Here is a 26043-nt window from a genome sequence, read left to right as displayed (position 1 = left end):
GTAGAGTCCTTGTTATCGTTAGATTTTTATGCATTTCTTTTTAGCTTTATGAGGCAGTTTTTGATAAAGTTTCTTGTTCGTAAATATGGTTTTCTTGCTCTGATTTTTCTTCTGTTCCTGCCTGTAGCCTCCCTTGCCCAGCTTACTGTTGGTTTTCTCGTCCCTGTTTCTGGACTAGGAGATCAATCCTTTAATGATATAACCTACGCCGGACTTGTGAAAGCCAGAAACGACTTTGGTTTCACTCTTATTGTCCGCCAATGTCAGACCGGGCCTTTGTCCCATGCGATTGAAATGGAGAATCTGCTCGACAGCGGGGCTGATATTGTTGTTGCCAATGGCTGGGAATTTGCGGATGTTGTCAAAGAGTCCGCTCTGGAGAATCCAACGCGTCTTTTCATCCTCAACGATTGGCCGCTTACGGGATTTGACAATGTTATCTCAACCGTTTTCAGCCAGCATGAAGGCGGTTTTTTAGCGGGAGCTCTTGCGGCCCTGGTGACTAAAAGCGGGAAACTGGGTTTTGTCGGCGGCAGGGATATTGAGGTTATCCGGGCATTTCAGCTTGGCTTTACAGAGGGTGCTGAGTACATCAGTAAAGATGTGAGGGTAGTTACGACTTATCTTGAAGGTGGCGGGAATATTGGAATCGGTTTTGATGATCCGTCCCTTGGTTATTCTGTGGCCCTTGGGCTGTACGATGAGGATGTTGATGTGATTTTCAGTGTTGCTGGCCTGTCTGGAAATGGGGTAATTCGAGCGGCGGCAGAGCGTAAACGTTACGTCATTGGTGTTGATGCCGATCAGGACTATATGGCAAAAGGTTATGTTCTTACCAGTGTTATGAAACGCCTCGACATTGCTGTATATAATGTTTTACACGAGATAAGCTTGGGGCAAGCAGTGCGGGGTCTCCGCTCTTTTGATTTAGATAATGGTGGTGTTAATCTGACCCAAATGCTGTTGAGCAGGGAGACAGTGACAGATGAGATCAGGCGGACTCTGGATGAAATAAAAGGTAAAATAATTACAAAAAAAATAGTAGTAAGCAACTATTTGAAACGCACTCATGAGAGCAGATGATTTCCTGCTGTTCTACACATGTGTAAATTATTCTTCTCCCTGTCTCTCTTTTATAGGAGATGTCCCCTTTTTTTTGACTCATAAATGATTGATATAAAGAAAATAATTAACCCAAGGCGATGGTGCACATGGGCAGGCATACGTTGTCGCATCACCGCTGGCATCATGCTCATTCTCTGTGTCTTATTGATCTTTTTTGCAAAACTGGCAATAACTCAGCAACGCTCAAGAATGCTGGGACAGCTTGAAAATTACGGTCGTGAGGTGAGTCAGTTTATTGCAAATATCTCTATTGTTCCCATACAGAAATACAGCATTTACCACCTGGAAAACTACGCTTTCCAGTTTGAACAGGGGCAACTGATCGCATTTTGTAACATTTATGATAAAAATGGAACCTTACTGACTCGAACCAGAGAGAAGGCGAAAAATGGGGGAAAGACAGTTGATCACAATGCGAATCGAATCCAGGTTTTTAGCGCAGAAATAAGTGAGAATCGTATTTCCTACGGTCGTGTGGATGTTGGTTTGTATGTCGAGCCAATCTATTCCAATATTAATCGAACCACGCTGTATATTATTGTCGGTTTTTGTTTTGGTGTTGTTCTCATAGGTGGAGCCGTTAGCTTTTTTATACATCAGCAATTAGTCCGGCCAATCCTGAGGTTGTCTAAAACCACCAGGACTATTGCTGATGGTAAATTTGTAACCTCTGATATTTCTGAGCGAAATGATGAGATAGGAGAGCTTGCCGGATCAATCAATCTTATGAGTGGGAAACTCAACGATTCCTATAGATCTCTTGAGAAAAAGGTAGAGGAACGAACCGCCGAGCTTTATCTTGCCAAAAACCTCGCTGAAACGAGCAACCGTCATTTGCAGATTGCAGGAGAAGAAGTGCAGGCGCTTCTCGACAACTCTTCCGTGGGTATCGTTTTTGTAACAAACGAATTGAAAATATTGCGGGCTAATCGTGAATTCTTCAGGATAATTGGTTTCGACTCAGAAGAAATAGTTGGCAAATCAGCAAGGCTGTTTTTTGCAGACGAAGGGGAGTTTCATGCATTTCTTGATCATTCTTCACAGTTGGACGATCAGGGTCTGTTCCAACACCAAACTGAGTTGCAGAAAAAAGATGGATCACTCATCGCTTGTGCTGTCCAGGGCAGGCATGCCCTGCTCAGTGGTGGAGTACAGGGAATTGTTCTTAACTTTGAAGATATTACCTCCCGCCTGCTCATAGAAAGTGAACTCCATAAAATGAGGAAACTTGAATCAGTTCGTGTTCTTGCCCGAGGCATTGCCCATGATTTCAATAATATTCTTGCCGTCATTCTAGGTAATATCTCCCTGGTAGAACGGCTTGTCGACCAGGATGACCAGGCTCAAAATCTCCTGACTGAAGCAAGGAAGGCATCACTTCGGGCAAGAGATCTTACTGCAAAACTGTTAAGTTTCGCCAAGACGAGTGATCCTGTTACCACAATTGAACAGCTGCCGGATCTGTTGCAAATCTCCATTCCTCTTGCCCTTGCTGGCAGCAGAGTGACCTGTGAGCTTGACCTTGAAGACGGGTTGTGGAAGGTTCCAATGGACAAAAATCAGATCGACAGTGTTATACAAAGTATCATTCTCAATGCGAAAGAAGCCATTGATGGCAAAGGGACCGTTACTCTCTGCTGTCGCAACCAGCAACTTGGCGCGAAGGAAGTGGCAACCCTGGAGAAAGGGGCGTATGTGAAAATCACCATAGCGGATACAGGTTCAGGTGTTGAACCCCATCTGATTGACAATGTCTTCGATCCCTATTTTTCCACCAAAGAAAAAGACAGTAATAAAGGCAGCGGTCTGGGACTGTCGATCGTACGTTCAATCGTCGTAAAGCATAATGGAGCTATATTTTTAGAGTCCGAACCGGATAAGGGCTGCCTGGTTACCCTCTATCTTCCTGCTGTTGGGGGGGATGGGCTAGTGAAAAAAAAGGTGGAACAGATTGTGCCAACGGGAAAGGGGGTTGTGGTTGTTACGGATAAGGATGAGGCCGTTCATGATCTTGTGAAAGAGATGCTTTCGTATTTAGGGTATGAGCACCTTGGCTGTCACTCCCTGGAGGAAACCGCAGGGATAGTTGACCGACTTGCCCGAGAAAAGATAAAAAACGTGGTAGTACTGATAGATCAGTGCCTACTGGAGGGAAAGAAAAAAGCGGATATCCTCGGGATGTTTACCAGGAAGTGTACAAAAGTCAGGTTGATTGTATTTCCAGAAAATAAGGACAAAATTTCACAATCCGAGACAGTTGAAGCTGGATTTGATGATATTTTGACCAAACCTGTACAATTGCTTGACCTTTCCCGTGTTCTTCGAAGCTGTGAAAACAATCTGTAAAGGGCGTTATTTTAGAATCTCTTTTTTGCCACCGTATGTGAAATAATTGATTTCCAATAATTTTTTTAAGATAACGATGATAATGTTTTCTTGTTCTTCAGCGGCTTCTTTCTTTTCTTCTCTTTCTCTGGAATCGACCATCTCAGCTCCTGTAGTTAGGTGTTGGCGAAAGGTAACTCTGAATATGTAACAGATTCGACCACAGTTGCAAAGCAGGAAAAGAGAGTATATTCAGCGTGGTTAAGCTCCTTGGCTGCCTGGTATGGATTGTACAGATGTTTATCGTCTTTTCACTTTGAAACTATCATATGAACTTTTACGAATAAGGAGGTGCTGTTGTGTCAGAGTTGAAAACTATGAAAAAAATAGTTGTTTCCGTTTGTTTGGAGCATGGGCTATCCAGTCATGTCGAATCAGAAAAACAGAGAACATTTTCGTTTATTTATGGTCTTGGGCGTGATGGTCTTTCGCCATTTGAGCGGTGTCTTGAGTCCTGCAGCGTTGGGCAGCGGGTGAAGTTTGAAGTGAAATCTGCCGCTGTTGGAGAATCGTTTGGTGGCCTGTTTTCTGAGGTTCGGGAACTCATTGAAGGAAAAGTGTTACCTGAGAACCTGGTCTTTGAAATTGAGCTTGTAAAGCTTGAGGATGTGGACAATCGGGAAGTGGTGGCAGCCCTTGCCCGTTCTGCAAGCGGCTGTGGCTCAGGTGGGTCCTGTGGTTGCGGCTGCTCATAGCCGGAAAGAGCGGAAGTTCGTTTATAATTGCTGCCTGCAGCCTGGTCTGGACGGCGTTCTTTTACAAGAAATGTCGCCTTTGGTTAAATGTTCTGCTGCAGGCAAAGAGGAGGCTAGCCAAGGGCAAGCCATAAACCAACGGCTATCATAAGGATACCTGAAATTCTGTTGAGTAGCTGTGTTCCCCCTCTCTTGCTTAAAAAAGTACGCAGACGTTTACCTCCGCTGGCGTAAATGATCAGACAGGCAAACTCTATGACCAGGATGATGGAAAGCAGGATCGTGATCTGAGGAATCACCGGGTATTGCCGGTCGATGAACGGAGGGAAGAGGGATATCATAAAGGCCCAGCCCTTTGGATTAGCAATTGCGGTGATAAAGCCCTGCATCATAAGTTCAGAAGGAGGTACAGGGAGACCGGTGCCAGTGTGATCAGGAAACGCCATCTTGCCCCGGCACAGCCACATCTGCGCCCCAAGGTACATCAGGTAGCCACCTCCTCCGTATTTGAGCAGGGTGAAGGCTTCCGGGTATCTCAACATTACAGTTGCAACACCTGCAACAGCTGCAATAGAAACCAGAGCGACTCCGGCCAGTTCCCCCCACATCATGTAAAAGGTTCGTCGGAGTCCGATTGACATGCCGAGAGTGAGCGACAGGGTCATGCACATCCCAGGGGTAACAGAGACTATAAAAAAGGTCGGCACAAACAGTGCGAGTAAAGATGCGTTAATCACAACCCCCTCCAGAGTGACCTTTTTTAATCAAGAATCTGACTGAGAAAGAGTTTGGTCCGTTCATGTTGAGGGTTGCCGAAAAATTCGTTTGGTTCGTTCTCTTCCAGTACCTCTCCACCATCCATAAACAGGACCCGGTGGGCAACGCTTTTTGCAAAACCCATCTCATGGCTGACCACCAGCATGGTCATGCCTTCCTGTGCAAGGCTGATCATAACATCGAGAACCTCTTTCACCATCTCAGGGTCAAGGGCTGAGGTCGGTTCATCAAAGAGAATGACGTTGGGTTTCATGCAGAGGCTTCTGGCGATGGCCACACGTTGTTGCTGGCCTCCGGAGAGCTGTCCCGGAAATTTTAGAGCCTGTTCAGCAATGCGCACTTTTTCCAGATAATACATTGCGGTTTCCTCAGCCTCTTTTTTGGGGGTTTTACGAACCCAGATCGGGCCGAGGGTGAGGTTTTCCAGAATGGTGAGATGGGGAAAAAGATTGAAATGCTGGAAAACCATACCGACTTCCACTCTGATTTTCTCTATGTTTTTCAAATCGTTGGTGAGCTCGATGCCATCAACAATAATCTTGCCCCGTTGGTGCTCTTCAAGCCTGTTTATGCAGCGAATAAGGGTTGACTTGCCAGACCCTGAGGGGCCACATATGACGATCCTTTCACCTTTTTGGACCGTGAGGTTGATGTCTTTAAGTACGTGGAAATCTCCATACCATTTATGCATTCCTTCGATGGTGATTATTGGATCTTCTTGACTGTTCGTATCGGTAAGGTCAGAGTTCATCAATTTTTCCTGGTTCTATTTTACTAAGAATCGTGAATAAGATTAGAGGCTGGTATCCAGTTCCTTTTCAAGTTTTCGACTATAGTTTGACATGAAAAAGCAGCAGACAAAATAAATTAATGCCACAAAGATATACGCTTCCGAAGAGTATCCCATCCATTTCGGATCTGTAAGCGTTGTCTGTGTTGTCTTGAGGAGATCATAGAGTGCAATGATGACTACCAGTGAGGTATCTTTAAAGGCAGAAATTAAAATACTCACGGAAGGGGGGATGACAATTTTCAGCGCCTGAGGCAGGATAATACGTCGCATGGACTGAAAATAATTGAGCCCCAGCGATTGAGCGGCCTCGTACTGCCCCTTATCAACTCCCTGGAGCCCGCCGCGCACCACCTCTGCAATATAGGCGGCCGTAAACATGATGATTGCCACCTGAGCACGCAGGATGGGATTGATGGTCATCCCTTCGGGCAGAAACAGAGGGAAAACCACCGAGGACATGAAGAGCAGACTGATCAGTGGTACTCCGCGGATCAGTTCGATATATATCACGCAAAATGATTTGACGATGGGCATTTTGGATTGCCGGCCAAGAGCCAGGATGATGCCAACGGGATAGGCGGCAGTGAGTCCAAAAACAGAAAGAAGCAGGGTAAGGGGGAGTCCTCCCCATTTTGTACTTTCAACGGATTCGAGGCCGAAAAGACCGCCTTTAAGCAACAAACCCATGGTGAAAAGACCTATAGCCCATGCGTAAGCAAGGCTTTTGCGCCAGTGATTGCGATTTCGGCTGTAGATCAGCAGTGCTATAAGGATAACGATGGCAAGCAGCGGTCTCCATTGAAGGGCGTGGGGGTAAAAGCCAAAAAGCATAAACCGTATATTGGTCGTGACAACAGACCAGCAGGCTCCACCGCTTGCCTTACATTCTTCGCTGGTTGTAAACCAGCTGCTGTTGATGAGTGCCCAGTTTATAAAGGGCGGTACCGTCAGAAACAGAACATAGGCAAATACCAGGGTCAGCAATGTGTTAAACCAGCCATTAAACAGGTTGGCACGGATCCATCCGATAATGCCGATATTAATTACCGGAGGTTTGATTTCCTTGGTGGTGTTGGGATGTAGAGTGTCTTCCATGGTTGATATCTATCTTTCCACAAGGGCAATTTTTTTATTGTACCAGTTCATGTAAGCCGAAGTCGACAAACTGAAAATCAGGTATACGATCATAATCAGGGCAACACCTTCAATGGCCTGGCCTGTCTGGTTAATCGTTGTTCCGGCAACCGAGACAAAATCAGGGTATCCGATTGCCACGGCAAGTGAGCTGTTTTTTGTCAGGTTCAGCAGCTGGCTTGTGAGTGGCGGGACAATTACCCGCAGGGCCTGAGGGAGAATGACGAGGTTGAGAACCTGCCCTGGCCTAAGACCAATGGATAGTGCGGCTTCTTTTTGCCCTTTACTCACAGACTGAATGCCAGCCCGCACGACTTCTGCAACAAAGGCTGCGGTATAGAGCACCAGACCAAGCAGGAGAGCAGTAAACTCAGGGCTGATGGATACTCCGCCCTTGAAGTTAAACCCTTTAAGGCTTGGGATGTTCATGGCTGTGGGGGCGCCACTTAAAAACCATACAAGAACTGGCAAGCCGAGCAGAATAGCCACTGATACTTTAGCTGTTGGAAAAATCAAGCCAGTGGCAGCCTGTCGTTTTGCTGCCCATTTTTTTATGAAATACACAACTATCAAGCCGATGAGAAAAGCGATTCCTCCATAGAGAAAGGCGCTATGCCACTCCGGTACCCCAAAAATAAGGCCACGGTTGCAGAGGAAAAGTCCGGGGAGCGGGTTCAGGGCCTGACGTGGTGACGGGAGAATCTCGTAGAAAAATGCATACCAGAAAAAGAGCTGGAGCAGAATCGGAATGTCCTGAAAAAATTCAATATAGGCTGCTGAAAGTTTTGCCACAAGCCAGTTCGTTGAAAGCCTCGCCACTCCGATAAAGGTACCCAGGATAACCGTCAGAATAATTCCGATGAATGAAACCGAAAGGGTGTTGAGGAAACCGACGGCAAGGGCACGGCCATATGAATCGGCCGCAGAATACTCGATAAAAGATTCCCCTATTTCAAAAGCGGCTTCTCTGTCAAAAAAGCCAAAGCCTGTGGAGATGGATTGTCTTTCCAGGTTGGCGAGTGTGTTGCTGATCAGATAATAACTGAGGAGTCCAACCCCGAGAACGGTGAGGAATTGATAAAATATTGCGAGCTTTGTCGGATCGCGGAAAAATGGGATTTTTTCTGGAGCTGTAGTTTGCATATTCACCTAACCCCGACAAACGGGATAAGTACCTTCACGAAATTCACTCAAAAAAACAATAAATGAATTTCCAAGGTACTACATAGATAAAACGATGCCCGGCCATGGACAAGCCGGGCATGTGGTTTGTAGCCTTGTCTTACTTAAAAGGAGGTGAATACATCAAGCCACCGTTGTTCCAAAGTGCATTCAGACCACGCTCGATCATGAGTGGAGTTTGTGTTCCAACGTTTCTCTCGAAAACCTCAGCATAGTTACCAACCTGCTTGATGATATTGTATGCCCATTTTTCATCGAGGCCGAGCGCTTTGCCGTTACCTTCGGTGACACCGAGAAATCTTTGGATTGAAGGGTCGGTGCTCTTGAGCATCTCGTCAACATTTGCAGAGGTGATTCCCATCTCTTCAGCGGCAATGAGGGCGAGAACGGAATAGTTGACGATATCAAGCCACTGGTCATCTCCGTGGCGGACAGCAGGAGCCAGAGGCTCTTTTGAGATGATCTCCGGCAGGATCGTGTAATCGCTTGGGTTTGGTGCAACAGCACGTATCCCGGCGAGTTGGGAGGCATCAGAGGTCATGCAGTCGCAGCGGCCAGCAAAAAAGGCTTTGGACAGTTCTGCCGTGTTTTCGATGACAACTGGATTCATGGTCAATTTTTGCACACGAAAGTAATCCGCAACATTCTGCTCGGTTGTGGTTCCTGGAAGAACACACACGGATGCTCCGTCAAGCTCTTTTGCGCTTTTCACACCAAGTGCCTTGGGGACAAGAAACCCCTGGCCATCGTAGAAATTGACATGGGCAAAATTGAGACCAAGTGAGCTGTCACGACTGAGAGTCTGGGTGGCGTTACGGGTGAGTACATCAACTTCTCCGGACTGCAGAGCGGTGAAACGGGTTTTTGCGGTAAGCGGGGTGTATTTCACTTTGTCGGCATCTCCAAACACAGCAGCGGCGACTGCACGGGCAGTGTCAACATCAAGTCCTTTCCACACGCCTTTTTCATCGGGTTTTGCAAATCCAAAGAGATCGCCGTTGACGCCAGCCTGAATGAAACCTTTTGCCTTTACATCATCTAAGGTTCCTGCCATTGCAACACCCGCGCTGAGACAAAATGCGGCAACTATCGAAGGAACGACATGCTTTAACTGATTCATCAAATAAGCCTCCATGTAAAAAGTTATTGGTTATTGGTACACAACTCCTTGTATCATAACTGGTATTATCAATTTCATCTATTATAAATATAAGTGATACATTAAGATAAAATCTGGGTTTGTTATTCCAGTATTCGGCCACTCTGTCAAGTAAAATACTTACAAATATGAATGGTTTTTTGTAATAAGTGATAGTCTTACAATCCTGCCCCTCATAAAGACCCCGTGCAAACAAAAATGTAACAAGTTAACCGCGCCACCGTCAACGAAACGGTTGAAGAAAATCTTCTGCGAGGTTGTTTTCCAATTCTTCAGATGTAAAGTCGAGATGGCTGAAGAGCATCTCTTCTAATTGGCGAGTCTTTGAAAAATTCCGTCGAATGTACTCTTCTTTTTCGGGGCTTCCGTCGCTGTATCTAGCGATGATGTAATCAAGGCGTTCCTGGAGACAGACGATCTGATCATGGCGAACCCGTTTGTCGGCGTAGTAGACAAGTTCCCGAGCACCAAATATCCCCCGTTTATACGCCGTTTCATTGAAATCTTTGAGTATGACATGTTCCAGGACTATCTGGCCGATCTTGGGGTAGCCGAGCTCTGTGCAGATGAGTTGGCCTTCGAGGGCATGGTGCCCATTGTTTTCAAGGCATCTGGTTTTGGCAATGTCATGTAAAAGAGCACCAGCAATTACCTCATCACAATCGGGCGGATTGCTGATGTTTGTGCGCGCGAGTCCATCAGCCAGTGTTTTCGCAACCCGGGCGACCATGAAAGAGTGGTCGCGGATATTGGAAAGCATTTCATACCGCTGAATGAAACGCACGCACTGGTCTATGGTAGGGATTGGACTCGCCATATAGTGCTGTTATCTGGAACTGAGTTCATGGACTGCGTCCACGGCAATTTTAGCCTGTTCGGGAGGGGTGAACTGGTGAATCCCGTGGCCGAGATTAAAGATGTGCCCATGTGCATCTTTTGCTCCGTCTAAAAGATCGGCGATTCGTTTCCTCAGCTGATCTTTTGGCAGCAACAGGGCGAATGGATCAATATTGCCCTGTACTGCTCGTTTGCCGACTTTTTTTATTGCATCTCCAATGTTAATCCGCCAGTCCAGACCTATGACGTCCGCACCAGAAGTTATCGATAGATCAAGCAGGGTTGCCCCGTTATTTGCGAAGTAAATAAGAGGTATATCAAATTTCTTCAGCGACTGGAGGATTTTCTGTACATAGGGTAGGGCAAAAACCTTGAAGTCACAAGGGGCAAGGATACCGGCCCAACTGTCAAAAAGCTGGAGAGCCTGGGCACCGGCACGGGCCTGTGCCGCAAGGTAAAGGATGGTGGCCTCTGTGATTTTACTCATCAGATTATGGAAAAGTTCAGGATTGGTGAACATCATTTTTTTGGTTTCCCAAAACACCTTCGAACTGCCGCCTTCAATAAGGTAGGTGGCGCAGGTAAAGGGGGCACCTGCAAAACCGATAAGAGGGACGCGGAGTTCTTTTCTGAGCAGACGAATGGTATCCATGACAAAGCCGGTGGCCTCGTCTGCATCTGGGACGCTCAGTCGGTCGAGTGCTGCCTGGTCCCTGATGGTTTTAGGAAAAATCGGCCCCTTCCCTTCGTGGAATTCGAGGGGGGCCCCCATCGCCTCCATCAAGATCAGAATGTCGGAAAAGAGGATTGCCGCATCCATATTGAGTATGTCAATGGGTTGAAGGGTTACCTCCACACAGAGCTCAGGAGATTTGCAGAGCTCGAGAAATGTCACATTACCCCGAACTTTCTGATACTCAGGAAGGTACCGTCCGGCCTGGCGCATCATCCAGATAGGGGTGTAGTCTGTCTTTTCTCCACGGCAGGCTTTAAGAAAGGTATCGTTCATAGTGTTTGTTTGAGTTGATTGAATAGAGTGAAGGTTTTAGCTGTTTTTTCGGAGTTTTTGAGGAACGTAGTTACAAAATGGCTCCTGAGCGAGGAAGTCTCCGGTCATTGAATACGACCTGGCTCGACATCCCCCGCATACCCCAACATACTCGCATTTCCCACAATTGTCTTTATATCCTTTAAAATCTCGGAGTTGTAAAAAGAGCTCAGACTCTTCCCAGATTTTTTTAAACGGGGTGGTCTTAATGTTACCGGCAGATTTCGGAAAATAGCTGCAGGGTAAAATTTCTCCATCAACATCTATAAGGCAGATGAGTTGCCCGGCCAGACAGCCCTTTGAGCCACCGGTTGAGAAATTGAGGCTTCGACGTTCTACTTTTTCTCCCGCCTCTTTGGCTTTTTCTCTGATGACTCTATAGTAGTGTGGAGCGCAGGTGGGACGCATCAGGAGTTCATTTTCTTCTTTTTCCACCTGGTAGTGCCATTCTAAAATATCATCGTAGAGCTTTTGGGGAATGAGCTCATCCATGATATCTTCACCCCTGCCCGTGGGGACAATCATGAACATATACCAGGCAGTAGCCCCAAGGCTTTTTACCAGTTTATAGATGTCGGGAATCTCATCTTTATTGCGGACCGTAAAAGATGAGTTGATGAGAAAAGAAATACCATGTTCTTTGAATAGGCGTATGGCGTTCATCGTTCCGTCAAAGGCACCCTGCTGGTTTCTAAAGTCGTCATGGGTAGAAGCTTTAGCGCCGTCAAGGCTTAAGGAAACCATTTTGATTTCGGCATCCTTGATTTTTTCACAAATCTCGTCGGTCACCAGGGTGCCATTGGTGGCAAGACACATCCGGAATCCTTTGGAGTTGCCATATTTTGCAATGTCAAAAACGTCTTCCCTGAGCAGTGGTTCACCACCGGACAGGACGAGTACCGGGCTTGCATAGGAGGCGATATCATCCATTATGGCTTTGGCCTCCTCCAGGCTGAAATCAGGGTGGTCAGCAATGGTCAGCTCTGAAGAAGAGCGACAGTGGACACATTTAAGGTTGCAGCGTCGGGTGATCTCCCAGGCAATCCATTTCGGTTCAAAATCCATAAAAGCTCCAGAATCGTTCAAAGATTTCCGCGAAACAAGCGGTGAAATCTATATTTTAAGTGAGGCGGGACAATAAAAAATAAGCTTATCTGATATAAAAAATATACTCTATCAACGGGGTAAAGGGTAAGTCTTTCCTCAAATAAATAAAGAGCTTCGCTGTTTTCTGTTGCCCCCTTTTAATGAGCTTTCCTGTGATGGTGTCTGCACTTTTTGACCAAGATGAAAGGGTTTGGGTTGAAAAAAGATGGAGGATTGACAAATTTAACCGCTGTTGAACTTTATAAATAAAGCCAAATGACGTATAGTGCAAAACTGTTTTGCCGTAGCATTGGCATGCGATGTAAGCGTTGTGCAAAATATTCAAAATCGCAGAGATGGTAGATAAAAATCTGTCGAATATAATGAGGGACTATGTTGATTTCAGCTGTGAGTATATCAAGCCCTGAAGGGGGAGAGGTTGTCGACGGTCTGCTTGATCGTTTTCAGTCGGCCGATAGCAGTTGTCGGGATGCCGTGTATGAAATTCTGCAGACCGTCAAAGAAAAAGGAGATGAGGCTGTTGTAGCCTATGGGCAGAAGTATGATGCTCCAAATCTTACAGGTGAGCAACTGCAGGTGACCAGTCGTGAGCTTCTTGCCGCCTATGAGCAGGTGGATCGTGATTTTTTAGAAACCCTGACGACAGCAATCGAACGAATACAGAATTTTCATGAACGTGAGTTGGAAGACTCCTGGATGCAGACCCGTGAAAATGGAACCATCGTAGGTCGCCTGGTGCGCCCTGTGGATTCTGCTGGTCTTTATGTCCCCGGCGGCCAGGGAGGATCGACTCCTCTTGTCAGCTCAGTTCTTATGAACGGTATTCCGGCTGCAATTGCAGGGGTGGCCGAGCGCGTAATGGTGACTCCGCCGGGCAAAGACGGCTTGATCAGCCCGCATTTGCTGGTTGCTGCTCAGGAAATTGGTATCACCGAGATTTACAAGGCAGGATCTGCCTGGGGAATCGCTGCCCTTGCCTATGGAACCCAGTCGATTCCTAAGGTGGATGTTATTGTAGGACCAGGGAATCAGTTTGTCGCAGAGGCGAAACGTCAGGTGTCCGGTATGGTCCGTATTGACATGATTGCAGGTCCCTCCGAGGTTCTCATTGTGGCTGATAATACGGCCAAGGCCTCCCATGTTGCAGCAGATATGCTCGCCCAGGCAGAGCATGATCCTCAGGCTCTGGCAATACTCGTCACCACCCACGAGCCTCTTGTGGCTGAAGTCCTGGCAGAACTTGAGCGGCAGCTACCACTTCTTGGCCGGGAGGAGATCGCCCGAACGGCTCTGACTAACCATGGTGTCATTCTGATTGCAAATGACCTGGAAGAGGCAATTGAAGTTGCCAATGCCATAGCCATTGAACATTTAGAGCTGGATATTTTGAATCCCTGGGAATATTTACCGAAAATACGCCATGCAGGTGCGATCTTCCTTGGCAGTAATACTCCTGAGGCTGCCGGCGACTATCTTGCCGGTCCCAATCACGTTCTGCCGACTATGGGAACGGCAAGGTTTGCCTCAGCCCTTGGTGTTGAGACATTCTTGAAAAAGAGTTCCATAATCAGTTATTCCAAAAGGGCCCTTGAGGAAGATGCTGAGCATATTATGCGTCTGGCAAGGCTTGAAGGTCTTGGTGCCCATGCAAACTCTGTTGCCATACGTCTTGGCCAATGAGTTTTCACTTTAAAACAGAACTTGCCCGGGGCCTCGACGCTTTAGAGATCGAGCTTGATGTGGCCGCTTATGAACCTCTGGAAATGTATTTCAAAGAGTTGAAGAAGTGGAATAAAAAAGTCAATCTCATCGCCAAGGTCACCTCTGAGGCTGAAATAGTTGAAAAACATTTTATCGATTCTCTTACCCTTCTGCCATTTTTACAAAAAGATGGTAGCCATCTTCTCGATATCGGTACAGGGGGAGGTTTTCCTGGTCTGATCTGCAAAACAGCCCTTGACCCGCTTGGCCTCACTCTGGTTGAACCACGCCTTAAGCGAGTGAGCTTTCTGCGGCACATTGTCAGGACCCTTGGGTTACATAATGTAGAAATTCTTGCAAATCGTCTGGAAGATGAACCGGAGCTGAATCGACGAGCCTTTACCCATATTACCTGCCGGGCGGTAACCGAGATAGGCCCTTTTCTTGAGATGGTCGCAGGTTTTTCCTCAACAGGGGCCGCGGTGGTCTGTATGAAGGGGCCTCGGTGGGTTGAAGAACTGGAGGAGGCACGACTGATTATGGAAAAAACCGGATACAGGCAGAATACCATTGTGGAGCATGTTTTACCGCAATCAGGTGCCCAGCGCACCCTATTGTTTTTTGCAGGAAGCTAACAAACAGGTTTTGAATACTTATAATGTTTAATAATTGATAAAGGTGGGTAGATGAAGAAGATAGCAGTTCTCGCAGGTGATGGTATCGGTCCAGAAGTAATGAAGGAAGCGATCAAGGTTCTTGATGCGGCGCAGAAAAAATTTGGATTTGAATTATCATATGAATATGCAGATGTTGGAGGCGCAGCGATAGACAATCATGGAGAGGCACTTCCCAAAGCCACTCTAGAGTTGTGTGAAAAAAGTGATGCAATTCTTTTTGGCTCTGTTGGTGGTCCAAAATGGGAGAGCCTGCCACCCGCGCAGCAACCCGAACGGGCGGCACTTCTGCCTCTGAGGAAACATTTTGATCTGTTTTGTAATTTTCGCCCCGCCAAGGTTTTTCCTTCTCTCACGGCCGCCTGCCCGTTAAGAGCAGATATCATAAAAGCCGGCTTTGATATTCTCTGTGTTCGTGAGCTGACCTCTGGCATATATTTCGGTACCCCGAAAGGGCGTGAAGGAAGTGGAGCTGAAGAGCGTGCCTATGATACCATGGGTTATAAACGTTCCGAGATTGAACGGATCGCCAGGATGGCTTTTGATGCCGCGCGTGTTAGAAAAAATAAGGTGACTTCTGTTGATAAGGCAAACGTTTTGACCACAATGGTCCTGTGGCGCGAGGTGGTTATTGAAGTTGCTAAAGATTACCCGGATGTGGAGCTGAATCATATCTATGTTGACAATGCGACCATGCAGCTTGTGCGTGATCCTCATCAGTTTGACGTAATGCTGTGCGGTAATATGTTTGGTGATATTATTTCTGATGAAGCGGCGATGCTCACCGGTTCCATGGGTCTGCTTGCTTCAGCGTCCCTGAACAGTGAAAAATTTGGTCTTTATGAACCTGCCGGTGGCTCAGCCCCTGATATTGCCGGTAAAGGAATAGCCAATCCCATTGCGGAAATCCTTTCTGCAGCAATGATGCTTCGCTACAGTTTTGGTCTTGATGAGGCTGCCGTTGCAATCGAAAAGGCCGTTGCCACGACCCTTGAAAAGGGCATACTGACAGCGGATCTCATCAGTGGTGGTGTTACGCCTGTAAGTACCGTGGTGATGGGAGATGCCATCGTAGCTGAGCTTTAACCCCGATAAACGGGATAAGTACCTTAGAAATTCATTCATAGTCTGGGCCTATCTCTTGCTTTTTATGAATGAATTTCCTGATGGTACTCAACTATATGGGTTGTAAACAATAAACCTGTGCTGGTGGGGTGATCCTACCTCACCTTCACACTTAAGGTAGAATGGACAATGACCAGAAAAGATAATGTAATCCTTGTGGCAAACAGTGCCTCAACCCCACTTGGGCACAAACTTGCCGAAAGGCTCTGGATGCCATTTACGGAGCTTGAACGAAAGGTCTTTGCTGACGGTGAAAGATTTCATGCCTTTCCGAATTCAGTTTCGGGAAAGGATCTTGTCATTCTCGGTGCAACCCACGATGATCAGTCCCATCAGGAACTGATTGATCTCATCTCCGGAGGTCGCTACTGGAATGCGGCTTCAGTGAATGTAGTGATTCCGTTTCTTGGCTATTCCACCATGGAAAGAGCAAAACCCGGAAGTTTTGAGCTGCCAAAAGGAATTACCCGCACCCGTCAGATATTTCGCGCACGTCCAAGTTTTGTGGCGTTTGTGGATCTCCACTCCGAAGCGGTGCTGCATGCCCATTCCGGTGAGATTCGAACCCAACACGTCTGGTCTGATGAACTGGTGGTGGATAAAATAAAAAAATCAGGTCTCACCAATTATGTATTGGTGTCCCCGGATTATGGTTTTTCCAAAAGGGTGGCCCGTCTTGCCAGCCTGCTGGATTGTCCTCATACAGCAGCGGATAAGGATCGTTATGATACAGATAAAACCATAGTCAGCCAGGTCTCAAGTGTGGTGAAAGGAAAAACAGTTATTATCTGTGATGATATGATCCGAACCGGAGGATCCATACTCCAGACTGCGGATCGTTGCCTTGAGGCCGGGGCAAAGGAAGTGTATGCCCATGCTACCCACCTGGTAATGGCAGGTGATTCGATGGAGAGGTTTAAAAAAGGACCCATAAAAAAAATTATCGGTTCTGATACATATCCGGGAAAAGCCAGCAATGACTTGTTGGATGTGTATTCTATTGCACCATTGCTGGCAGATGTAATCGAGGACCATTTACATATTTGATGGTTGTATTGCTGGATGAGACTCCCCGGGTTTTGAAATGAAACGCGACGACATAGTAGACCATTTAACCCAATCAATACTTTTCAAGGACGCCACGGCGGCGGAGATCATCTCTTTTGCCCAGGTGGCTCGGGTACTAACCCTAACTGAAGGGGCCTATGTCTATCAGAAGGGTGACCCCAGCGAGATTTTTTACGTCATAGCTGTGGGGGAAGTTGAGTTGTTTTTGGACAATGATACCGGTTCAACCAAGATAGTTGGCCGGATTGGACCAGGTGGGCATTTCGGGGAAACAGGTATTCTAACAAATAAGCAGAGGTCTTTGGGAGTAAGAGCTATTTCTGATCTGGTTATGATCTGTTTTGATAAACGATTTTTCCGGACATCTTTTCTGACAAATCATAGGATTCACAAGCAACTTGACTCAGCTCTTGCTGAACGTCTACGGGTAGCTTTTCAGGACCAGATTGATGCGATTCGGCCAAAGGGTAAGGATGAGACTGACTCTGAGGCCGATGATGTTATTCTCTTTAAAGACAAGAACCTCTCAGCAATCCAGCTCAGACGTATTGCCCGAAATCGCAAAAATGATATCCGCGAATCAAAAACCGCCCAGAAGACGCAGGCTGTAATTGACCAGTTTGCAGCAAACAGTAATCCTTATCTGTTGACGGGCGAGTCAGGTACAGGAAAATCTATCATAGCCCGTCAGGTTCATTCAGAGAGTAGTCGATCCAGTAACCACTATCTGGAAATTGATCTCCGGGAATATGAACCCATGGTGCTGGAGAGGCAACTTTTTGGGCTGGAACAGAGTAATTTCCCCTTCGCTAACGTCAGACAGGCAGGATTTTTTGAGCAGACATCTGGGGGCACTGTTGTTTTTACCCATGCGCATCTGATGGGAGAGGAGTTGCAGCAAGAGCTGGTCAACATAATTAAAAGCAGCATCTATTGCCATATTGGCAGCAAGACGCAGCTGGCTATGCAGTCGAGAATTGTGCTCATTACCATCTATTCTTTCGACCATCTTGTGAGTACCGGGAAAATGATACCTGAGCTTCTTGACCTGGTCGCTCAGCAGTATTTTGAAGTGCCACCTTTGCGAAATCACAAGGAAGACCTTCCCCGCCTGGTATCCCATTATCTGTTACGCTTTAGCAAGGAATATGGGAAAAAAATTCACACAGTGACTCCGGAAACCCTCGGAATATTCATGAATTACGACTGGCCTGGTAATCTCACCGAACTTTCGAGTGTTATTCGCAGAGCTGTGATGCTGGCCAAAAAAGATGAAATCGATTCGGAGCAGATTCTCCTTGGTCTGCCCAAGACGGAAGGGAAATGGGAGTACAATCTTCTTCGTATCCACTGGGTCAGGAAGTTGCTTTCAAGTTGGCTTTTTCCGCGGGTTCCCCAGGTTATCATCGGTTGTGTTCTCCTGATTGCCGTTGCCTTTCTGTTCTTTGGTCCGTCCGATCCTGCCGCCAATATCGGTCTTACTATCGGCTGGTATATCGGCTGGCCCCTGATGTTTTTCTCGTTTTTCTTTCTTGCAAGGACCTGGTGCAGTGTCTGCTCCTTTGCCGTTCCTGGGACCTTATTGCAAAATATTATTAAACCTACACGCAATATTCCACCGATTTTGAAAAACAATGCCGGCTGGATCATGGCGGTACTTTGCATTCTGGTCTTCTGGGTGGAGATTGTCTGGGATGCCTATAATAATCGGTATCTTACAGGCGGTATTATTCTCATCATCACTTTAGGATCGATACTTTTCAGTGTCCTCTTTTCTAGAAGAGCCTGGTGCCGTTACTTTTGCCCACTTGGTGCGGTAAACGCCATCTTTTCCATGCCTTCAATCGTGGAATTACGCTCTAACAGCCATGTGTGCCTGAACAGGTGTCAGAGTCACGCCTGCTTTCACGGGGATTCTGAGATTCCCGGCTGTCCAATGTTCAGGCATCCGTTTCTCGTGGATAATAACCGTGATTGCATCATGTGTGCCAAGTGCATCAAGGCCTGCGATAACAGCTCCATTCAGCTCAATGTTCGTCTGGCGCCCCAGGAACTCTGGGCCCTGGAAACACCACGGCGTGCGGACAGTTTTCTTATTGTTTCAATGGGAGCAATTTTCTTTCCCTTTGCCCTGCAGGATCAGTTCAGGGTGTTTGTGGCCTGGTGTGTTGAGATGTTAAACTCAATGTATGGGCTATCCCTGCCATCGTGGGTTGTCGCAAGTGTCCTGTTTTTCTCTCTGATTTTTGTTTTTCAGATTGGTTATTATCTTATGATAACTGCGCAGTCAATGTATGCGCAGATAGACAGAGCATTTTTACTGCCGCTGTTGGGATATGGATTTATCCCCTTAATATTGGGTGGTTATATGGCTCTGCATCTTGAGTTTTTTGTCAGTGGAGCGGGGCGTATTCTTCCCAATATTCAAGAGATCTTCGGGTTTGCGCACAGCTATGAAAACATTCGGCTGATCAGCTCAGATTCAACCTATGTACTGCAGTTTTTGACACTGCTTGGAGGGCTGCTGGCCTCATTGTATGCCACCTACAGGGTGACGGAAAGGGTACTTGTGGATGTTGCAGTTACCTCAAAAACCCTGGCTATTCCTTTTAGTTTCCTCATCTGCCTGGCAACGCTGTTTGTCTTCATGGTTTAGAATCTAAACGTCGACCCTCTTGAAGGCTGCCTTGAAAGTATCCGTGATGTTGTTTGCGATGATGTGCTATCGGGTATTCCTATTGCTATAAAATGTCGGTGAGCATAACCCCGATTCCTATCTTGTTGACGTAGCTGTTGTAGTCTATGAGGCTTTCTCCATAGCCTGAAAAATATTGGATATATCCTTTGATGTAATCATAACGGAAGAGGGGGAAACTCCATCCGAGTTCAACAGCTCCTTTGGAAAAACCTGATTCCAGATTGTTCCTGCTCATCAGAGAAAAGACATGGTCACCTTTTTTATATGCAAGGTGCATTTCACCATGACCGAGAAAATCGGTTATGTCAGGGTTGTCATCACTTGTCGCACTTTCTTCAAGTCTTATCCAGGGCTTGAGCAGTACGGCCAGATTACCCTTTTCCAGAAGGAATCCGGCGTATACTCTATTCCAGCTACGGGAAAGTGTGCTTGACTGTCCGTTTGACTGGTGAGTAAAACCGAAGGTGTTAACGGAGTTTCTGATGCCGAAAAGGCTCCAGTCATGCCTGGTCTGAAGCCAGATCTCTGGCTGGTGATTTGTTTCTCTGAATGGAGAAGAGATATCACTGTTGTAGGCTTGCCAGAACGACTGTACTGTATATGCTCCAAAGATATCAAGATTCCTGTCAAAAAGATCAATTGCCAGTGGAGTTTTGACGCTGAGCTGAAATTGTACCTCGGTATCGTCAAAAGAGATTGTCCGACCGGAGCTGTTTCCATACAATTCAGAGTTCCATTCCTGAAAATTATGGGCTGCCAGTAGAAGGTAGTTTGCCTGGTGGGACATGATCGAAAATCGCCGAAGACTATTTTTTTTCTCCGATAATAGTCTCTCTTCTACTGCGCCCTTCTCGGGAGCTGGACTTTGGGTCGTGTGGTTGCATCGCCCCTTTACCTCGCCAATTGTCATTGTGTCGGCCGCTGTCTGCATGAGCTCAAGGATACATCTGTCTGTCTCTGTGCTGTCCGAAGCGCTTGTTGTCTGGGGCAGACACCCAAGCGGGATCATAACAAAGAGAGCCATGGGAACAAAAAGAAGGGGAAGAGAGTATTTGTCGGGACGTTTCGTATTAGTCATGGTGTCACAATGAATTCGTGTTGAAGAGTGGGCTTTTGCCGAATAAGAGGAAAAGGGGCGGGGACTCTTTTCCGTGAGCTTTGCTGGAGAGATTGCTTTTGAATCGTTGTCTTTTCGTCTTTTTCTGTTTGTTTGAAAAATGCGTTTCTTCTCAATACTCCTGTTTTTCAAGTAGTACCGGCTTTCACAAGTAGCTCATTCTATGGGGACACTGATTACCTGTCGCCGCAATGTTCGCTGTTTATACAAAAAAAATCAACTTATTCCGGTCCAACGGGTATGCAACCAGATAAAATCTTCTCCCCTTCATAAAACCTGATTGGAACACTAAAAAGGTGTTTGTATGACAATTTATATATAGTCTTTGACAAAACAGGTCGTTTGACCTATTTTGTGGGGCGTGTGTAATTACCAAACAGCAGAGTTAAACTATGGCACAGAACATGTAGAGGATGGCTGGATGCTTGAGACAAGACTTACCACCCGGGAGCATCTGTTGCAGAAAGCGGGAGAGTTATTTGCACTCCACGGTTTTGAAGGTGTAACTACGAGAATGATAGCGGAGGCCGCAGATGTAAAGTTGAGTGCGATTCATTATCATTATGGAAGTAAGGCAAAACTTTACGTGTCTGCACTCGCCTATGCGGTTGAATACGATTCCTGTGCTGATTTTTCCTCAGTCATCGCTGAAAATCCGGTTCTCTTTGAGACTCCAGAGGGGCGTGGTGAGATAATTAGAACAACCGTTTTTAGAAGTTTTTATGATCATTTCAAGGGAGATAGTCCAGACTGGACAGTTCAGCTTATTGTTCGTGAGCTTATGAAACCCTCTTCACTGTTTCCTGTATTTGCAGAAGGTGTTGTGAAGCCTGATATAGAAGCCGCAAAATTAATTTATCTGGTCTCAAAGCCTGAGGCGACCGAGGCAGAAATAACAGGCTGGATCGATCTTCTTCACTCGCAGATCTTTCTCTATGTCATGGCTAAAGATGCTCTGGAGGTGATGAGGGGGAAAGGGTCCATGGATACGGCATTTTATCAAGGGGTGGCACGCGTTGTGGCCCGGGCAATGATCCTTGAACTTGGATTGCCTTTGCCCCGGGATCTGTTGTAAAAAAAACGCATGCTGACTGGACAGAAGGACACATAAAGGTGACTCGTCGATGGGCCATGTGGGGATTTGGTAACCTTCTGTCATCTTAGTCAGGTGTCTGCTGGGGACATCTATTATATTTTTAACAGAGAATTATCAATTACCATTGGGTGAAAAAATGAGTAATGTGTGCCAAAAAAAAGACAATGAATGCCTTGAGTTGTTGTTTATGCTGCCGCAGCTCTTTGTGCTCGTTGTAAAAACGCTTATTGATAACCGGTTGACTATTCGCAGCCGAATAGTAAGCTTATGCGGATCGATGAGATTGATGGCGGGAAAGCTGGTTGCAGCAAGAATCAAAAGTTTGAGTAGATAAGAATTACTATTTTCGAGACTGATCAAAATTATATGAGCGATAAGTATATGAAAACTGTTGTATATTTAATAATTGTATTGTTGGCCATAATAGTGCCAGCTACCTCAGTTGTTGCAGTCAGTGCATCTGCCAGCCAGACTGATTATCCTGACCTGCTTGGAGATAGTTTCGATGGAGGAGATAACCTGATTGATGATTTCAGGCCTGAGCAGCCAAAGGCAACCATCTCTGATCCCTTAGAGCCTCTTAACCGAGTTTTCTTCGAGTTTAATGATACGGTTTACGAGTGGGTTCTCAGTCCTGTCACCGATGGGTATATCTGGCTGGTTCCCCGTGATCTGCGGGAATGTTTTGGCAATTTCTTCTACAATCTGTCCTCTCCGGTACGATTACTCAACTCTATCCTGCAGGGGGAGTTTAAACAATCCGGAGTTGTACTGAGCCGTTTTCTCATCAATAGTACAATCGGGATTTATGGCCTTGTGGATATTGCCTCTCTTGAATTTGATATGGAGCCCAGAAAGGCAGATTTTGGCCAGACGCTCGGCCGCTGGGGACTGGGCAATGGCATTTACATCTGCTGGCCCATTGTCGGGCCTTCCAGTATAAGAGATTCTGTCGGACTGCTAGTCGACGCCTATACCCATCCCGTTCCCTATTTCCATGAGAACACGATGTTGGATGTTTATTATTACACTTCCAATAGATTAAACACCCTTTCTCTTAACCCGACAGTCTATGACGATCTGAAGCGGTTGTCCCTTGACCCTTATGTCGCCTCAAGGCAGGCTTATTACGAATATCGTCAAAATTTAATTGATCATAGATAACCTTGCTTTGTCCGTCGAGAATGACAAAAAAAAATCGGGTAAAACATACAAACTGCGTATGGTTTACCCGATTGGGGGGGCTGAGTTGAGTTCCTTTGGGGAACACACATGTCTAAGCAACCTCCATGCCTATATGGTAAAAAAATAGAACTAAATATATTTATATAATATATCAGATGTTTATGCTGATTGTTTCCCGAGCAGTGATTCTGCATCGGAGGGATGAATTACTAAAAGATAATCTTGATTACAGTTTTGTAATTTTCTTTGGCCTGTTGTAACTCGAAATGCCCGACCTTTCTTGCTGTTGGAATCCTCGTAACATCATGAATTGACCTAAGATCCACCTTTAAAAAAACGCGCCATAGAAGATTGCTGCTGGACGCGGACAGTCTTTTTGTGTTAGCTATAAAAAAGATTTTCTCTTGTAATAATAGGTTAGTGTAACTGTTTTGACCTCTACAGGCATATCTTTAGGTTGGCTGTATCGTTGAGCTTTGATGAATTGAGGAAGGTTCTCCAATGAAAAGATTCTTTAAGTATGGCGTTATACCCGTGGTGACTGCAGTTTTTCTATTCTGTATCACTCTGATGTTATTGCCCGTTTTGATAAATGTGCAGAAATTTCTGCCGCAGATCGAAAAACAGGTAAGTCAGACAACGGGACGCCAGTTTCAGGTGGGCTCTGATTTCGGCTTGACGTTTTTTCCTTGGCTGAGTGTAACCTTTTCCGATTTACGCCTTGGAAATCCCGAAGATATGGATGCCGATGATTTTGTAAAAATTGATTCTTTTGAGGCCCGGGTAAAACTCCTGCCACTGCTGGCCAACAAGGTGGAGGTTTCCCGCTTTGTGGTAAGTGGTCTCAATTTCCATCTGCTCAGCGACGAAAATGGCAAAAACAACTGGGAACTGTTCCCTGAAAAGAAGGCCGGTGGATCGAATCCCAGTCGGTGGTCTTTTCTGAACTGGTTATTCTCAAGAGATGTGGCCATTGAACTGTTTGCTGTTACGGGTGGTTCCCTGCGTTGGGATGACAAGGCCCACCAGAAAGAGCATCAGCTTGATGATATGATGGTTTTGCTCAATAATGTTTCTTCGGTGGGGAAGGCTACGGTTGATTTCAAGGGAACATCAGATGGACATCTGATTCGGGGGGCTGGGACAATTGGGCCGGTCAGTTCACAACTCAGTTCTCTTTTTATGGATCTTCGTCTCAATCTCAACGACCGCATGATGGCGATGGTCACCGGGGATTGTTCCTATCCCTTGGCAAAGACGCAATGTGATCTCAATATTAATATTCCTCCATTCTCTCTTGCTGAGTTTTACAGTATTACGGGCCAGCCATCTTCGATCAATGCCGTTTCTGATAACGGAGGGGAGGAATTTCTTACCTTTGCCGGCCATTTCAATGGAAACAGGCAAAAGTTTACTGTGGATTCGGGTTCGGGATCTGTTGGTAATACCTCATTTACCTATACACTGAACCACGATAGTGTAGGTGAGGTGTCAAATATGATCGAAATGACTTTTGATAGGCTGAACCTTGATCACTACTTCGCTGGGAAATCTCAGGTGAGGGAGCCTGTGGAGAGTGAGACACCAGGTTCCGTTTTACAATCTCTTCAAACCTTACCTTTTGATGCCAGGGTGAAAGGCGAGGTACTTACCTTGGCGAATCTTCCATTTCATGGTATCGCGATGGATATTCATGCCGAGAAGGGTGCCTGGCAGGTGATGGACGGCAGTTTTGCTCTTTATGGTGGCAGTGGGGTTTTTGATGCAAGTGTCGGTGTGACTCAACAGCCTGTTTCACTTCAATGTAACCTTGAACTGCAAGATATTTCATCTGAGCTTCTTTCTCAAGGATTGATAGGAACTCCTTTTCTGACCGGCCAAATGAAGGGCAATATCGCCCTGCGACGAACCGGGACTGTTGGTGAGGGGCTTGAAAAAGCCTATGCTGGAAATGGTATAATAGAGATAGATAACGGAACGGTTACCGGAATTGATCTGCTGGCGACAAGCTCCGAGGAAAATAGCGGCAAGACCTACTTTACTAGGCTCTCAACTGATTTTATCTCGGAATCAGGGTTTCTCCGCTTCAAACCACTTACCCTAGTTCTGCCAGGTAATACGAGGGATCTCCAGGCTATTGTAGACTTTGAAGCTTCTTCGTTTACAGTCTCACCACTTTCAGGAGATAATACGGACGGCGAGAACGATGTACTCTCACTCTCGGGGAGTTATGACGGGGCAGGTCTTGCCGTGGATGGCTTTACAGGGGTGCATGAGACCAAAATCATCGATTTACGGGATGCCCAGGCCCTGGTAGATGAGAAGATGCCCCTTCCTGTGGAGGAAGATATTGAAAATATTAGCGGTACACCACTGATTGATCCAGCCATCGTTGCGCAAAGGTTTGGTCTCAAGCCTGAGGCAATCACCAGGGACAAGGTAAAAAAGGCCTTTGACGTTGGCAAAGGGCGAGTGAAAATCCATCCATTGCAGGAGCTGGATAAGGCAGATTTTTCTCAATAGTTTTTCCGTAATACCTTCTGATATTCCTCCGGAGTGTCAATGTCTGTGATCACCGCCTTTGTTGGCACAGGGACGCTGATTATTTTGAGACTGTCGTCCGAAAAAAGAAATCGTGCACCAGTGTCTCCACTGGTGGTAAGAAGTCTTTCTCTGAGGCTTGCCGATATGATCACGGGATTTCCTCTTTGCCCATCATACTCCGGATAGACTATGTCCGCCTTGGTTTGTGTGAATGTCTGGATCAGCAGTGTCAGCAGTGTGCTGTTAACGAGGGGCTGATCTGCAAGAAGAAACAGATAGGCAGTAGACTGGGGGTAGGCAGCCCTCACCCCACTTTGAAGTGAGGTCGACTGTCCCAGGTGATGTTCATGGTTATAGATGATGGTGCAGTGGTTGAGCAGGGTGCTGCATCTCTCTATCTCTTTGGCATGTGCACCAAGAACGACAATGGGCTTAGCTATCCCAGCCTCAATCGCTGCCTGTATGGCATGATCCAGCATGCAGAGCCCATTCAGCATCAGGAGTTGTTTGGGCTTTCCCATGCGGGACATGCGAGAGGATGAACCCGCCGCAAGGATTATTGCTGTAAGGCGTTGTTGAGGCTGCATGATCTC

22 protein-coding genes are annotated in these 26043 nt (G+C 46.4%); 11 read left to right on the top strand and 11 right to left on the bottom strand.

Annotated features, from left to right (window positions below; genetic code table 11):
* Positions 1 to 60: 60 nt before the first annotated feature.
* Together FCL48_RS05710 and FCL48_RS05705 are read left to right on the top strand one after the other, a co-directional pair.
* Positions 61 to 1083 carry a BMP family ABC transporter substrate-binding protein gene (locus tag FCL48_RS05710; RefSeq protein WP_169309101.1) on the top strand — a complete coding sequence of 341 codons (1023 nt, stop codon included), beginning with the start codon at positions 61 to 63 and terminating at the stop codon, positions 1081 to 1083.
* An 84-nt stretch (positions 1084 to 1167) separates the two neighbouring features.
* Positions 1168 to 3471, top strand: coding sequence for an ATP-binding protein (locus tag FCL48_RS05705; protein ID WP_136871293.1), 2304 nt, complete (start codon positions 1168 to 1170; stop codon positions 3469 to 3471).
* A 6-nt stretch (positions 3472 to 3477) separates the two neighbouring features.
* Here the strand turns inward: FCL48_RS05705 and FCL48_RS25630 are convergent, their stop codons facing one another.
* The gene (locus FCL48_RS25630) at positions 3478 to 3612 is read right to left on the bottom strand and encodes a hypothetical protein (RefSeq protein WP_256374272.1); all 135 of its coding nucleotides are present in this window, start codon (positions 3610 to 3612) and stop codon (positions 3478 to 3480) included.
* Between the two features lie 197 nt (positions 3613 to 3809).
* Between FCL48_RS25630 and FCL48_RS05700 the strand changes: the two genes are divergently transcribed.
* Positions 3810 to 4205 (top strand): hypothetical protein, encoded by a 396-nt coding sequence (locus tag FCL48_RS05700; RefSeq protein ID WP_136871292.1) that lies wholly within the window; start codon positions 3810 to 3812, stop codon positions 4203 to 4205.
* Positions 4206 to 4318: 113 nt separating this feature from the next.
* Here FCL48_RS05700 and FCL48_RS05695 read toward each other — a convergent pair whose 3' ends face one another.
* From FCL48_RS05695 to FCL48_RS05660, 8 genes are all read right to left on the bottom strand, one after another.
* The gene (locus tag FCL48_RS05695; protein ID WP_240744756.1) at positions 4319 to 4942 is read right to left on the bottom strand and encodes a LysE family translocator; all 624 of its coding nucleotides are present in this window, start codon (positions 4940 to 4942) and stop codon (positions 4319 to 4321) included.
* Between the two features lie 23 nt (positions 4943 to 4965).
* Positions 4966 to 5733, bottom strand: a complete 768-nt coding sequence (locus tag FCL48_RS05690; RefSeq protein WP_136871291.1) for an amino acid ABC transporter ATP-binding protein — start codon at positions 5731 to 5733, stop codon at positions 4966 to 4968.
* Positions 5734 to 5775: 42 nt separating this feature from the next.
* On the bottom strand, positions 5776 to 6870 hold the full coding sequence (locus FCL48_RS05685) for an amino acid ABC transporter permease (RefSeq protein ID WP_136871290.1): 1095 nt from the start codon (positions 6868 to 6870) through the stop codon (positions 5776 to 5778).
* A 9-nt stretch (positions 6871 to 6879) separates the two neighbouring features.
* Positions 6880 to 8052, bottom strand: coding sequence for an amino acid ABC transporter permease (locus FCL48_RS05680; protein ID WP_136871289.1), 1173 nt, complete (start codon positions 8050 to 8052; stop codon positions 6880 to 6882).
* A gap of 139 nt (positions 8053 to 8191) precedes the next feature.
* Positions 8192 to 9211 carry an amino acid ABC transporter substrate-binding protein gene (locus FCL48_RS05675; protein WP_136871288.1) on the bottom strand — a complete coding sequence of 340 codons (1020 nt, stop codon included), beginning with the start codon at positions 9209 to 9211 and terminating at the stop codon, positions 8192 to 8194.
* Positions 9212 to 9473: 262 nt separating this feature from the next.
* Positions 9474 to 10067 carry an HDIG domain-containing metalloprotein gene (locus tag FCL48_RS05670; RefSeq protein ID WP_240744755.1) on the bottom strand — a complete coding sequence of 198 codons (594 nt, stop codon included), beginning with the start codon at positions 10065 to 10067 and terminating at the stop codon, positions 9474 to 9476.
* A gap of 9 nt (positions 10068 to 10076) precedes the next feature.
* Complete coding sequence (hemE, locus tag FCL48_RS05665) at positions 10077 to 11096, bottom strand: uroporphyrinogen decarboxylase (RefSeq protein WP_136871287.1); 1020 nt, start codon at positions 11094 to 11096, stop codon at positions 10077 to 10079.
* A gap of 36 nt (positions 11097 to 11132) precedes the next feature.
* A complete protein-coding gene (locus tag FCL48_RS05660; protein WP_136871286.1) occupies positions 11133 to 12200 on the bottom strand; it encodes a radical SAM/SPASM domain-containing protein in 1068 nt (355 codons plus the stop codon).
* A gap of 414 nt (positions 12201 to 12614) precedes the next feature.
* Between FCL48_RS05660 and hisD the strand changes: the two genes are divergently transcribed.
* The 5 genes from hisD to FCL48_RS05635 all read left to right on the top strand — a co-directional run bounded on the left by hisD (position 12615) and on the right by FCL48_RS05635 (position 19466).
* The gene (hisD, locus tag FCL48_RS05655) at positions 12615 to 13922 is read left to right on the top strand and encodes a histidinol dehydrogenase (RefSeq protein ID WP_136871285.1); all 1308 of its coding nucleotides are present in this window, start codon (positions 12615 to 12617) and stop codon (positions 13920 to 13922) included.
* A complete protein-coding gene (gene rsmG / locus FCL48_RS05650; RefSeq protein ID WP_136871284.1) occupies positions 13919 to 14578 on the top strand; it encodes a 16S rRNA (guanine(527)-N(7))-methyltransferase RsmG in 660 nt (219 codons plus the stop codon). Before hisD ends, rsmG begins: the two co-directional genes overlap by 4 nt.
* A 51-nt stretch (positions 14579 to 14629) precedes the next feature.
* The gene (gene leuB, locus FCL48_RS05645; protein WP_136871283.1) at positions 14630 to 15703 is read left to right on the top strand and encodes a 3-isopropylmalate dehydrogenase; all 1074 of its coding nucleotides are present in this window, start codon (positions 14630 to 14632) and stop codon (positions 15701 to 15703) included.
* A 168-nt stretch (positions 15704 to 15871) separates the two neighbouring features.
* Positions 15872 to 16789 carry a ribose-phosphate pyrophosphokinase gene (locus FCL48_RS05640; RefSeq protein WP_136871282.1) on the top strand — a complete coding sequence of 306 codons (918 nt, stop codon included), beginning with the start codon at positions 15872 to 15874 and terminating at the stop codon, positions 16787 to 16789.
* A gap of 37 nt (positions 16790 to 16826) precedes the next feature.
* Entirely contained in the window at positions 16827 to 19466 is a 2640-nt protein-coding gene (locus tag FCL48_RS05635) for a sigma 54-interacting transcriptional regulator (RefSeq protein WP_136871281.1), read from the top strand.
* 85 nt (positions 19467 to 19551) lie between these two features.
* On the opposite strand, the gene FCL48_RS05630 is transcribed toward FCL48_RS05635, so the two are convergent.
* A complete protein-coding gene (locus tag FCL48_RS05630; RefSeq protein WP_136871280.1) occupies positions 19552 to 20586 on the bottom strand; it encodes a phospholipase A in 1035 nt (344 codons plus the stop codon).
* A gap of 460 nt (positions 20587 to 21046) precedes the next feature.
* Here FCL48_RS05630 and FCL48_RS05625 point away from each other — a divergent pair, with 460 nt between their 5' ends.
* The 3 genes from FCL48_RS05625 (at position 21047) to FCL48_RS05615 (ending at position 25429) form a co-directional block, all read left to right on the top strand.
* Positions 21047 to 21700, top strand: a complete 654-nt coding sequence (locus FCL48_RS05625; RefSeq protein ID WP_136871279.1) for a CerR family C-terminal domain-containing protein — start codon at positions 21047 to 21049, stop codon at positions 21698 to 21700.
* A 402-nt stretch (positions 21701 to 22102) separates the two neighbouring features.
* Positions 22103 to 22885, top strand: a complete 783-nt coding sequence (locus tag FCL48_RS05620) for a VacJ family lipoprotein (RefSeq protein WP_169309100.1) — start codon at positions 22103 to 22105, stop codon at positions 22883 to 22885.
* Positions 22886 to 23407: 522 nt separating this feature from the next.
* Positions 23408 to 25429, top strand: a complete 2022-nt coding sequence (locus tag FCL48_RS05615) for an AsmA family protein (protein ID WP_136871277.1) — start codon at positions 23408 to 23410, stop codon at positions 25427 to 25429.
* On the opposite strand, the gene FCL48_RS05610 is transcribed toward FCL48_RS05615, so the two are convergent.
* The gene (locus FCL48_RS05610; protein ID WP_136871276.1) at positions 25423 to 26037 is read right to left on the bottom strand and encodes an NTP transferase domain-containing protein; all 615 of its coding nucleotides are present in this window, start codon (positions 26035 to 26037) and stop codon (positions 25423 to 25425) included. The genes FCL48_RS05615 and FCL48_RS05610 overlap by 7 nt on opposite strands.
* Positions 26038 to 26043: the final 6 nt, after the last annotated feature.

The sequence above is a fragment of the Desulforhopalus sp. IMCC35007 genome (assembly GCF_005116575.1).
Taxonomy (GTDB): domain Bacteria; phylum Desulfobacterota; class Desulfobulbia; order Desulfobulbales; family Desulfocapsaceae; genus Desulforhopalus_A.
Note: the sequence above shows the minus strand (reverse complement) of the source record. Positions and strands in the feature narration are given on the sequence as shown.

Bases quoted from the DNA above. Each gene is read 5' to 3' on its own strand.
- FCL48_RS05705 (WP_136871293.1), top strand. From the start codon at position 1,168: ATGATTGATATAAAGAAAATAATTAACCCAAGGCGATGGTGCACATGG.
- FCL48_RS25630 (WP_256374272.1), bottom strand. From the start codon at position 3,612: ATGGTCGATTCCAGAGAAAGAGAAGAAAAGAAAGAAGCCGCTGAAGAA.
- FCL48_RS05690 (WP_136871291.1), bottom strand. From the start codon at position 5,733: ATGAACTCTGACCTTACCGATACGAACAGTCAAGAAGATCCAATAATC.
- FCL48_RS05685 (WP_136871290.1), bottom strand. From the start codon at position 6,870: ATGGAAGACACTCTACATCCCAACACCACCAAGGAAATCAAACCTCCG.
- FCL48_RS05680 (WP_136871289.1), bottom strand. From the start codon at position 8,052: ATGCAAACTACAGCTCCAGAAAAAATCCCATTTTTCCGCGATCCGACA.
- FCL48_RS05675 (WP_136871288.1), bottom strand. From the start codon at position 9,211: ATGAATCAGTTAAAGCATGTCGTTCCTTCGATAGTTGCCGCATTTTGT.
- FCL48_RS05670 (WP_240744755.1), bottom strand. From the start codon at position 10,067: ATGGCGAGTCCAATCCCTACCATAGACCAGTGCGTGCGTTTCATTCAG.
- hemE (WP_136871287.1), bottom strand. From the start codon at position 11,096: ATGAACGATACCTTTCTTAAAGCCTGCCGTGGAGAAAAGACAGACTAC.
- FCL48_RS05660 (WP_136871286.1), bottom strand. From the start codon at position 12,200: ATGGATTTTGAACCGAAATGGATTGCCTGGGAGATCACCCGACGCTGC.
- hisD (WP_136871285.1), top strand. From the start codon at position 12,615: ATGTTGATTTCAGCTGTGAGTATATCAAGCCCTGAAGGGGGAGAGGTT.
- rsmG (WP_136871284.1), top strand. From the start codon at position 13,919: ATGAGTTTTCACTTTAAAACAGAACTTGCCCGGGGCCTCGACGCTTTA.
- leuB (WP_136871283.1), top strand. From the start codon at position 14,630: ATGAAGAAGATAGCAGTTCTCGCAGGTGATGGTATCGGTCCAGAAGTA.
- FCL48_RS05640 (WP_136871282.1), top strand. From the start codon at position 15,872: ATGACCAGAAAAGATAATGTAATCCTTGTGGCAAACAGTGCCTCAACC.
- FCL48_RS05635 (WP_136871281.1), top strand. From the start codon at position 16,827: ATGAAACGCGACGACATAGTAGACCATTTAACCCAATCAATACTTTTC.
- FCL48_RS05630 (WP_136871280.1), bottom strand. From the start codon at position 20,586: ATGACTAATACGAAACGTCCCGACAAATACTCTCTTCCCCTTCTTTTT.
- FCL48_RS05625 (WP_136871279.1), top strand. From the start codon at position 21,047: ATGCTTGAGACAAGACTTACCACCCGGGAGCATCTGTTGCAGAAAGCG.
- FCL48_RS05620 (WP_169309100.1), top strand. From the start codon at position 22,103: ATGAAAACTGTTGTATATTTAATAATTGTATTGTTGGCCATAATAGTG.
- FCL48_RS05615 (WP_136871277.1), top strand. From the start codon at position 23,408: ATGAAAAGATTCTTTAAGTATGGCGTTATACCCGTGGTGACTGCAGTT.
- FCL48_RS05610 (WP_136871276.1), bottom strand. From the start codon at position 26,037: ATGCAGCCTCAACAACGCCTTACAGCAATAATCCTTGCGGCGGGTTCA.